Genomic DNA, 10,012 nt, shown 5'->3' with positions numbered 1-10,012 from the left:
ATTCTTGACGGCCAGGTTTTTTAACTGAAACAAAAGATCCGTGACCTCAACATTCTGAGGACAATGTTCCTGACATTGATAACAGGTCACGCAATCCCAGAGCATTTTTGGACCGGATGCCATTTCAACCAGGCCCAGACCAAGACAGTTCATGATTTGATGCGGCAACAGACCCAGGGTTTCCTGGGGGTTTTCGTAGCTGACGACCACGGGGCATACGGTGCTACAGTTTTGACAACCAAAACAGTAAGAGAAGGTCTCGGCGCCTGGCAGCCGGTTCAATGCAACGCTTTCTCTGTCGCTAAAAAAAATCGGCGTGCTTTTATCCATCACCTGCTCAAAATTGCCGGCAACAGCCTGGTTAGCACCTTTAAGCGGCTTGCCATAGTCCTCGGTGGAGATGTTCTCTTGCTGCAAACCGCGGTAAAAGGAAAACGGTGAAAGGACTAGTGGTTCCGGATATCCTCTTTGAACCAGATCCTCCCTTACATTGAACCACAATTCCTTTAGATTGATCCCGGCCGGGCAGACCACCGTGCATCGATCACAATTTGTGCACAGGTAAACACCTTCCTGTATCGCCTCTATGGCCTTTTGGCCGAGATCTTTGCCGGCCGCCAGCTTTTTGAGAAAGGTCATCTTTTCTGCCGGCAGAATATATTCATTACCCCTGGCATCAAATGCCGCCGCCGCCGAGCAACGCAGACTGCAGGTCCCGCAGCGCATGCAAGCATCCAGTTCCATGGCTTGACGCGTTACGATGTTGGCAGGATCTGATGTTGCCTTATCCATAACCGCATTGGCAAGCAGGCTTGCAGGGGTGGAAAAGATGTGAAACATTTTGCTGAAAGGTAGATAGCCCAGGCCAATAAAACAGGCCAGCCAGTGGATATACAACAGAAACGTGACGGCTCCGGCCTGATCCAGCGCAAAAGCCATTGGTTTAATAATTTTGGCGACCGCATATCCGCTAAAAGCCCACCCGGATCGCGAATGGCAGTCCAGGCAGCTCTCCTCGTTGATCTCCTGGCCCTGAATCAATACCTCCTCATCAAAGGGGGCCTTTAAATTCGGGGAAACCACGCCGTAATACTGCACCCAGTAGCTTTCAAGCGCTTCGAATTCTTCATCTTCCTCCATTTCGGCATAATCTTCCACATGGTTCTGATAGGCAGTCATGGAGGTGATTTTTACTCCTTCCAAAAGGACCCCCGAGATCAAAATAACGGCCAGTATAATGATGGCGTAATGATCCACCCCTTTGGTCCGTAGACGGGGCACTTTGCTAATGAACCGCCTGTAAATGGCAATCCCCACCCCCATAAAGACCATGATGCCGAAAAGGCTTCTTAAGAAAAAAAACGGGTTGAGCGTAGCATAGTAATTGCTGAAGATGACTTCCGATACAAGCCTTTGAAGGGCATGCATGAAAAGCAGGAGCATAAAACCGCCAAAGATGAGCATGTGCATCAACCAGCGGGTAAAATCCTCTTTTAGAATCCTGGTCTGCAGAAGCACATCAAGGCAGAAAACCTTGATAAGCGTCAGGATTTTTTCACTGAAAATGACGCCCACAAGCCCTTTGACAGCCGCAGAGACTCTCTCTGAGGTTGTGAAACCTTTAGCTCCAATGCCTATTTTGCGGGAAAACCAGGTCGAAACTTTGTAAATCAGACCGAGGACGAAGACAGCCAGCGAGATATAAAAAAGTGTAAGAAAAACCATTCACCAAGTCTCTTTCAGTTCGCAAAAAAAAACGAAAAGCTGTTTAGCAAAACGCCGGATAGTAACGAGAATTGCTTGATTATTCTGCATCCACTTTAGGCTTGCATGCCGTGAATTGAAACGGTCGAGTAAGTAACACAATGTAATTGGATTTTCAACACAAATTTTTCTACGGATTGTGTACTATGCGGGTTAGGCGTTTCTGCCCAAAGAAAACAACGGGATAAGTTTTTCTTGTCTGAAGTGCACCACTAAAATACCCGCCACAATCAGCAGCAAGGCGCTCAGAATTTTGATCGTGATCGGCTCTCCCAGAACCAGCCCGCCCAGCATAACTCCTGCAATCGGCATAATAAAAATGAATGAATGCAGCGCTACGGCGCCGTATTTCTGGAGCAGTGTGATCCAGGCCAAAAAACCGAAGGAGGCTGTTACAAGGCTCTGGTACAAAAGCGCTGCTACAATTTCGGCGTCCACATGGCTGATCATGGCGCCATCCCACAGAAACCCTTCCAAGAAAAAGACCGGGACTGATAAAACCATGGGGTACAGTACGAGATGAAACGGTAAAAAAGTGTGGATAATCCTTTTGGTATAAACGGCATTGCAGGACCAGAGAAACGAGCCCGTCAGAATCATCATATCCCCGATTTGGAAATCAGTGGAGATGCCTTTCTTTTCCAAAAACACAAACGCAACCCCGCTAAAACCCATGAGGATACCCAGGGTTTTTCTGATGGTAATGCGGTCTCCGGGAATAAAAAAATGTGCCAGAAACAGAACAAAAAAAGGCTGAATATTGAGCACAAGGGTTCCCCGGGAAGCATTCGATTTGCTGAGACCCAGATAAAACAGCGACAGTTGCACTACAAATGATAGGGAAATAAGCAGCAACTGAGGTATCTGCTGTTTTTTGATATAAAAAGAACGGCCGGTAATACGGGCCCATAAAAAAACCGCCGCCGAGGCGATTGTAAAGCGCAGACCGGCGGTGGTGAACACCCCCAGACCTGTGAGGCTGATTTTAATGGCAACCGCATTGGCGCCGAAAAGGGCGCAAATGCATGCTGTAAAAACAGCCGCTGAAAAAGAAAGATCCTGGTTTGACAGTGAGGGTTCCGTCATTGCTTCACGAATAAAATCGTGTTACGATTTTATGAATCTCCCGCAACAAAGACTGCGGGATCAGTTTGGCGAAAGGTTAAAAAAGGTTCCTATCTTTCATTTGAATTCATCCCGCGCTGCCCCGGTAGGCGGGATCTACGCTTCGCTTCGACAAGCAGCGGGGAATTCAAATTTAAATTAAAATCAATACAGTGTCCCCGCCACTCTTTCAACCTCTTTAATAATTCTTCCGCTGCGCATAAGGCGCATGATGGCTTCAATATCCGGCGACAATATCCGATCCTTATCCAAATGGGCCACGGCCTCGCGAATCACCTTGTAGGCTGCCAGGGTGCCTTCGCCGGATTTCATGTTTGTGAAAAGATCCATGGCCTGCGCTGCACACATAAACTCAATGGCAATAACGTATTCTGCATTTTTCACGATTTCTCTGCATTTCCGGGCCGCAATGGTGCCCATGGAGACATGGTCCTCCTTGTTGGCTGACGTAGGGATGGAGTCTACGCAGGCAGGATGAGCAAGAACTTTATTTTCCGAGACCAGGGCGGCAGCCGAGTATTGGGCGATCATAAAACCCGAGTTAAGGCCTCCGTCACTCACCAAAAAGGCTGGAAGCCCGCTCAGTTGGGGGTTCACCAGGCGTTCAATGCGCCTTTCGGAAATGCTCGCAAATTCTGAAACGGCCATGCACAGAAAATCCATGGCCAGCGCTACGGGTTGTCCGTGAAAATTTCCGCCCAATAAAAATTCCTGCGATTCTGAAAAAATGAGCGGGTTGCTCGTTGATGAATTCATCTCGGTTACCACTACATTGCGGGCATAAGCAATGGCATCTTTGCTGGCACCGTGCACTTGCGGGGAACACCTCAGGGTGTATGCATCCTGAACGCGGCCACAGTCTTTATGGGAGGTGATGATTTCGCTGTTGCGGGTGATCCGATCCATGTTGTCGGCGGCCGCAGCCTGTCCCGGGTGGGGCCTCACTTGATGAATCCTGGGATCGAACTCCGTCCTGCTTCCCATCAGCACTTCCAGACTCATGGCGGCGGCAATATCGGTCATCTTGGAAAGCATGGCGGCGTCATGGACGGCAAGCCCGCCGATAGCGGTCATAACCTGAGTCCCGTTTATCAATGCAAGGCCCTCGGCGGCTTCCAGTACCAGCGGTTGCAAACCGGATTCTTTTAAAGCTTCTGAGCCCGACATACGGCGCCCGTCATAAAATGCTTCTCCCTGACCTATAAGAATAAGGGCAAGGTGCGCCAACGGCGCTAAATCACCGCTTGCCCCTACAGATCCCTTTTCCGGGATTACGGGATGGACACCCCGATTGAGAAAATTTATCAGGTGCTGGACGGTTTCCAGGCGGATGCCGGCATGCCCCCCTGCCAACTCTTTAATACGCAGGGCCATTACAGCCCGGACCGTCTCCTGGTCCAGCATGTCTCCAACTCCCGCTGCGTGGCTCATGAGGATATTTTGTTGAAGTTGCCGGGTGTCCTCTTTGGAAATGGTTACGTCGCTCAAGGCGCCAAAGCCTGTAGTTACACCATAAATGATTTTTGCTTCCCGGACCCATTTTTCGATTAGAGCCCGACTTTTAACGATTCGTTTTTCCAATTCTTTTGTCAATCGAACTCCGGTGTCTTTTCTGGCGATCGCCACCAGATCTGCGAGAGTCATTTCATCAATACCAAAAAGAATTTCTTTCATGGTCGATCCGCCTCCATTTTGTTTCCGCTTTATTAGGGTACACTACAATACCGGGAATTATCCAGCAAGAAATTAATCTTGCCGAAACCAAGCAGGTTCTGCCAAAATCAATTCTATTCGCAATTACCGGCAGTAATATGATATGATTAATGCTTAGAAGGTGCCGCACTTTTCAGGCGGGGAACTTAAAGTATGTACAAAAGGAGAACTTTACATGATCCGTAACATTGATATTTCAAGGGCCATGACCGTTAAATTAGAAAATGCATTTGCCAGGCTGCCAAAGATGCCTGAATTTGTAGCAGGAGTTCGCAGGGCGCCCAAAAGGAAATTTGCATTATCGCCCCAGGAAACGCAACTGGCATTAAAAAATGCTCTGCGCTATATACCGGAGAAATGGCACAAACGGCTGGCACCTGAATTTTTAAATGAACTCATGGAGACCGGTCGAATTTACGGATATCGCTTCAGGCCCGCAGGAAGCATTCAAGGCCGGCCGATCGATGCCTATAAAGGTAATTGTGTCGAGGGCCAAGCCTTTCAGGTAATGATCGATAACAATCTGGATTTCGATATTGCGCTGTATCCCTATGAATTGGTGACCTATGGTGAAACCGGCCAGGTATGCCAGAACTGGATGCAGTACAGACTCATAAAACAATATCTGGAAATATTAACCCGGGACCAGACCCTGGTTGTAGCATCGGGACACCCGTTGGGTCTGTTCGAATCAACGCCTGCGGCACCGCGAGTAATCATTACGAACGCACTCATGATCGGCCTCTTTGATGATCAGGAAAACTGGCACAAAGCCGCGGCTCTCGGGGTTGCCAATTACGGGCAAATGACGGCCGGCGGGTGGATGTATATCGGACCGCAAGGTATCGTTCACGGAACATACAGCACCCTGCTTAACGCCGGCCGGTTAAAACTGAACATACCCGCTGACAGCGATCTTAGAGGATACCTGTTTGTATCTTCAGGTCTCGGCGGCATGAGCGGAGCACAGGGCAAGGCCGTAGAAATTGCAAATGGTGTTGGGATTATCGCTGAAGTCGATCATTCCAGAATCCAAACGCGATATGAACAAGGGTGGATCAACAGGGTTGTAGATGATCCGGCGGAAGCGTTTCGGCTGGCAAAAGATTACCAAGCGAAAAAAGAATCCCTTTCCATCGCATTTCACGGAAATATTGTTGATTTGCTTGAATATGCGGTTGAAAACAAGATATTTATCGATTTGTTGTCCGACCAGACCTCCTGCCACGTAGCCTATGATGGGGGGTACTGCCCTCAGGGATTAACATTTGAAGAGCGTACCAGGCTGCTGAAAACAGATCATGTCAAGTTTAAGGGATGTGTCAACCGGTCGTTAAGGCATCACTATGAACTCATTAAAACGCTGGTTGATCGCGGAGTATATTTTTTTGATTACGGCAACAGTTTTATGCAGGCGGTATTTGATGCCGGTGTAACAGAAATCTGCAAAAGCGGTAAAACTCCCGAACATGGATTTATTTTTCCATCCTATGTCGAAGATATCATGGGGCCCCTGTTGTTCGATTACGGGTACGGTCCCTTTCGATGGGTATGCTTAAGCGGCAAACAAGAAGACCTGCTAAAGACCGATAGAGCCGCTCTGGAGTGTATCGATCCCAACAGAAGAATTCAGGACAGAGACACTTACGCGTGGATCAAAGATGCAGGCAACCATCATCTTGTGGTCGGAACACTCGCCAGAATCTTATACCAGGATGCCTCCGGCAGAATGAATATTGCGCTTAAATTCAACGAGATGGTCCGCACCGGCCACATCGGACCGGTCATGCTGGGCCGAGATCATCATGATACCGGCGGCACCGACTCACCCTTGCGAGAAACCGCGAATATTAAAGACGGCAGTAATATCATGGCGGATATGGCAACCCAGTGTTTTGCCGGAAATGCAGCCAGGGGCATGAGCCTGGTAGCATTGCACAATGGCGGCGGCGTCGGTATCGGCAAGGCCGTAAACGGCGGCTTTGGACTGGTCTTGGACGGCAGCGCAAGGGTTGACGATATCATCAGGCGGGCGATACCGTGGGATGTCATGGGCGGTGTTGCCCGGCGTGCATGGGCCCGCAATGAACATTCCATTGAAACCGGTATTGAACATAATAGAAAGAGAAAAGGGATGGACCACATCACACTTCCGTTTATAGCGGATGAGAAACTGGTTGAAGATCTGGTTGCCGATGCGTTTACAAAATTGTATTAGTTTAATGACTTCAAAACATGGCCGCTTCAACGGAAATCCGATTTTAACCGTGTAAAACTCGGGCAAAAGTGATAAATTCCTTATTTTTCTATCCAGAATCCAGAATCGCGGAGCCTCCTCGGTTTACTACCGCTTTAGCGGGATGCGAACCGGGGAGATGAAGCATCAATTGTACCTAAACTGATCAGTTCTAGGTTCAGGGTTCTAGGTTCAAAGGTTATAACATCTTGACATTACTAAACGTTGCAACTCAATGTCAGGATTGGTCCCTTGCACCCATTGGATGAGAATTGCTTTCCGCCTCTATTGAGGCGTAACTCTTTTGAATTGAGCCTGTAGGGCTCATCAACCCGGAACCTTGAACGTTGAACCGCTTAACCTAGAATATAATAGAAATGTAACGGGAGGTCAGAGGAATAAGAATGCACAAAGGACTGTGCAATGCGCATTAAAATATGTGCAAATCGGTGTCCTTCAGAATAGATTATTTCTAACATGAGCCCATAACTTCAATTCTCTTTATACATATAACTCACTGGAAATAAACCTTATAACATTAATACAACACAAAAAAAGATCAAGAATTATCCGTCCTGGCATGAATATTGGATTATACCAATGCAAAACTTAACAGGAGGATTTCTACCGTGCCAGGACTAAAGATGATGATGATTGATCCCGATGTTTCCTGGTTAGATAAAATTGGAATAATTATCCTTTTACCCATTTTGCTTGTTTTTGGCTTCGGTGTTTTATTATGGTGGTTGGTATTACAATATTGGAAAGCTGTTGGAAGTAGAGTTTTTAGAGAAAATCCTTTTGAAGATTAAATTCAAGGGGGATTACAATTGCTGAAAATGATTTAAAACTTTTTTCTCCAAGATCCACTTTCCTTGCGGGCCTTCAGCAAATGATAGCCGGTGCCCGGAAGTGGCGCGTGGAGTCGATTTCCAGAAAGGATTAAATATCGTGCTTGAAAAACAGTTGCACCAATACTTCGGATACAGTTCTTTCAGATCCGGCCAGAAAGAGGTGATTGCCCGGATCACAAAAGGTGAATCGGCGCTGGCGATTTTTCCCACAGGGGCTGGGAAGTCGCTCTGTTATCAACTGCCGGCAATGCTGCTGCCTCACCTGACGCTGGTGGTATCACCGTTGCTGGCCCTGATGAAAGATCAGGTCGATTTTCTTTCCGCACACCATATTCCGGCCGCGCGGCTGGATTCAACCCTGGAGCCGCAAACCTACAGTGAGATTTTGACCCAGGCAAAAAACGACCGCTTGAAGATCTTGATGATCTCAGTAGAGCGCTTTAAAAACGAGCGTTTCCGACAACACCTTGAAAAAATGAAGATCTCCCTGTTGGTAGTGGACGAGGCCCATTGTATCTCCCAATGGGGGCACAATTTCCGGCCGGAATACTTGAAGCTGCCGGCCTATCGGAAAGCATACCATATCGCCCAAACACTGCTGTTGACGGCAACTGCCGCCCCGCCGGTCATCGAGGATATGTGCGACGGGTTTGAAATTCCCAAACAAAATGTGGTGGTCACCGGGTTTTACCGTCAAAACCTTTTTTTGACGGTGACACCGACAAAAGAAACAAACAAGCGAGAACAGCTTCTTGATCGAATCCGGGAAGAACCGGAAGCGCCCACCATTGTCTATGTTACGCTGCAGCGTACGGCTGAGGAGATTGCCGCCTTTCTGGGCACCTGCGGCATTAACGCTGCCGGTTACCATGCCGGTATGCAAAATGAGGATCGTGAGCGGATTCAGAATCAATTTATGGACGGTACACGCTCTTGTGTGGTGGCTACGATTGCTTTTGGGATGGGTATCGACAAAGCCGATATCCGACGGGTGATTCACTTTGATCTGCCCAAATCCATCGAAAGTTACAGCCAGGAGATCGGCCGCGCCGGACGCGATGGGAAGCCCGCTTTATGCGAGGTGCTGGCCAATCGGAACAATATCAGTATTCTTGAAAATTTTGTTTATGGCGATACGCCTGAAAAGAAGGCCATTGCCGGTCTATTAGGGAGAATTAAAGCGCAACCGGACTTTGTTTGGGAGTTGAAGCTGTTGGCCCTTGCTTTTGATCTGAATATCCGCCCCCTGCCATTGAGAACTTTACTGGTTTATCTTGAAATGGACGGGATTATCCGGCCCAAGGGTACCTATTTTGATCAGTATGCCTTTCAATTCTTGACACAGCGCAAAGAGATCATCGACCGCTTTCAGGGCGAACGCCGGCAGTTTATTGCGGCCATTTTTGAGCAGAGTGAAACTAAAAAAGTCTGGACATACGTGGATATTGATAAGATTGTGGCCCTCTGTGCCACCGACCGCAAGCGGGTGGTGGCAGCTCTGGACTATTTTGATGAGCAAGGCTGGATCCGGCTTCAGTCACGCCAGGCAATCGACGTGTTTGATCTTGTGGACAAGCGCTTTGATATCGATCAATTGGCCCGATCTATGTATGAAAAGTTCAAAAACAAAGAATCCCGTGAGATTGCAAGAATCCAGCAGATGATCGGCTTTTTCGAAAGCAAAGCGTGTTTGAGCAAAGCATTGGCCCTTTATTTTGGCGAAGCCATAGCGGTTGACCATTGCGGCCATTGCTCGGTGTGCGAGGGTAATCCTGCCAAGATAGAGCACACACTTGAGCTGGAACCGCTGGCGCACAAAAACCTGGATGACCTTAGCAGCGATTATCTTGCGGTGGGCGATCCGTTTTGCTTTACTTTGGATGTGGCCAAATTTCTCTGCGGGATCCGGACGCCTTTTTTTGCCAGGGCCAAGGTCAAAAAAATGCCGAACTTCGGCGTCTTGCAGCACTATCCGTTTATGGACGTTAAAACTTGGGTTGAGGCGCAAAGGAAAAATGGAGCATGACGCAGACGTCGTTAAGGCCTCTATCGTCAGTGAATGGGGTCAAACCTTGATTATTGATTAAAACTAATTGACACTAACCACGTGAATGGGGTCAAACCTTGATTGTTGATTAAAATTAATTGACACTAACCACTGGTGTTGGTAATTGTTCATTATGGCCAGACCGCTACGCATAGAATTTAAGGGTGCCTTATACCACATTCTATCCAGAGGGAACGATGGTCGTGACATTTTTTTGGGTGATGATGATCATCAGACCTTTTTAGGTGTTTTAAAAGAGATGTCCGAGCGATT

The 10,012-nt window shown here is 48.0% G+C and carries 6 protein-coding genes; 3 read left to right on the top strand and 3 right to left on the bottom strand.

Annotated elements, in window-relative coordinates:
• The 3 genes from V3S16_RS11720 to hutH all read right to left on the bottom strand — a co-directional run.
• On the bottom strand, positions 1 to 1,725 hold a 1,725-nt coding region (locus tag V3S16_RS11720), incomplete at its 3' end, for a 4Fe-4S dicluster domain-containing protein (RefSeq protein ID WP_413885145.1).
• Between the two features lie 192 nt (positions 1,726 to 1,917).
• Entirely contained in the window at positions 1,918 to 2,850 is a 933-nt protein-coding gene (locus tag V3S16_RS11715; protein WP_413885143.1) for a DMT family transporter, read from the bottom strand.
• A 183-nt stretch (positions 2,851 to 3,033) separates the two neighbouring features.
• Positions 3,034 to 4,563, bottom strand: coding sequence for a histidine ammonia-lyase (gene hutH / locus V3S16_RS11710; RefSeq protein ID WP_413885141.1), 1,530 nt, complete (start codon positions 4,561 to 4,563; stop codon positions 3,034 to 3,036).
• A 214-nt stretch (positions 4,564 to 4,777) separates the two neighbouring features.
• Here hutH and V3S16_RS11705 point away from each other — a divergent pair, with 214 nt between their 5' ends.
• From V3S16_RS11705 to V3S16_RS11695, 3 genes are all read left to right on the top strand, one after another.
• Entirely contained in the window at positions 4,778 to 6,820 is a 2,043-nt protein-coding gene (locus tag V3S16_RS11705; protein ID WP_413885139.1) for a urocanate hydratase, read from the top strand.
• Between the two features lie 647 nt (positions 6,821 to 7,467).
• The gene (locus V3S16_RS11700; protein WP_413885137.1) at positions 7,468 to 7,650 is read left to right on the top strand and encodes a hypothetical protein; all 183 of its coding nucleotides are present in this window, start codon (positions 7,468 to 7,470) and stop codon (positions 7,648 to 7,650) included.
• A gap of 100 nt (positions 7,651 to 7,750) precedes the next feature.
• Positions 7,751 to 9,718 carry an ATP-dependent DNA helicase RecQ gene (locus V3S16_RS11695; RefSeq protein ID WP_413885135.1) on the top strand — a complete coding sequence of 656 codons (1,968 nt, stop codon included), beginning with the start codon at positions 7,751 to 7,753 and terminating at the stop codon, positions 9,716 to 9,718.
• Positions 9,719 to 10,012 lie beyond the last annotated feature (294 nt).

Origin of the sequence: Candidatus Desulfatibia sp. (assembly GCF_036446775.1) — a bacterium.
Lineage (GTDB): Bacteria > Desulfobacterota > Desulfobacteria > Desulfobacterales > UBA11574 > Desulfatibia_A.
The sequence above is the reverse complement of the archived record's forward strand: the minus strand, read 5'-3'. Positions and strand labels throughout refer to the sequence as shown.

What these genes read in the sequence shown, in the direction of transcription:
- V3S16_RS11715 (WP_413885143.1), bottom strand. Translation starts at nt 2,850, where the DNA reads ATGACGGAACCCTCACTGTCAAACCAGGATCTTTCTTTTTCAGCGGCT.
- V3S16_RS11705 (WP_413885139.1), top strand. Translation starts at nt 4,778, where the DNA reads ATGATCCGTAACATTGATATTTCAAGGGCCATGACCGTTAAATTAGAA.
- hutH (WP_413885141.1), bottom strand. Translation starts at nt 4,563, where the DNA reads ATGAAAGAAATTCTTTTTGGTATTGATGAAATGACTCTCGCAGATCTG.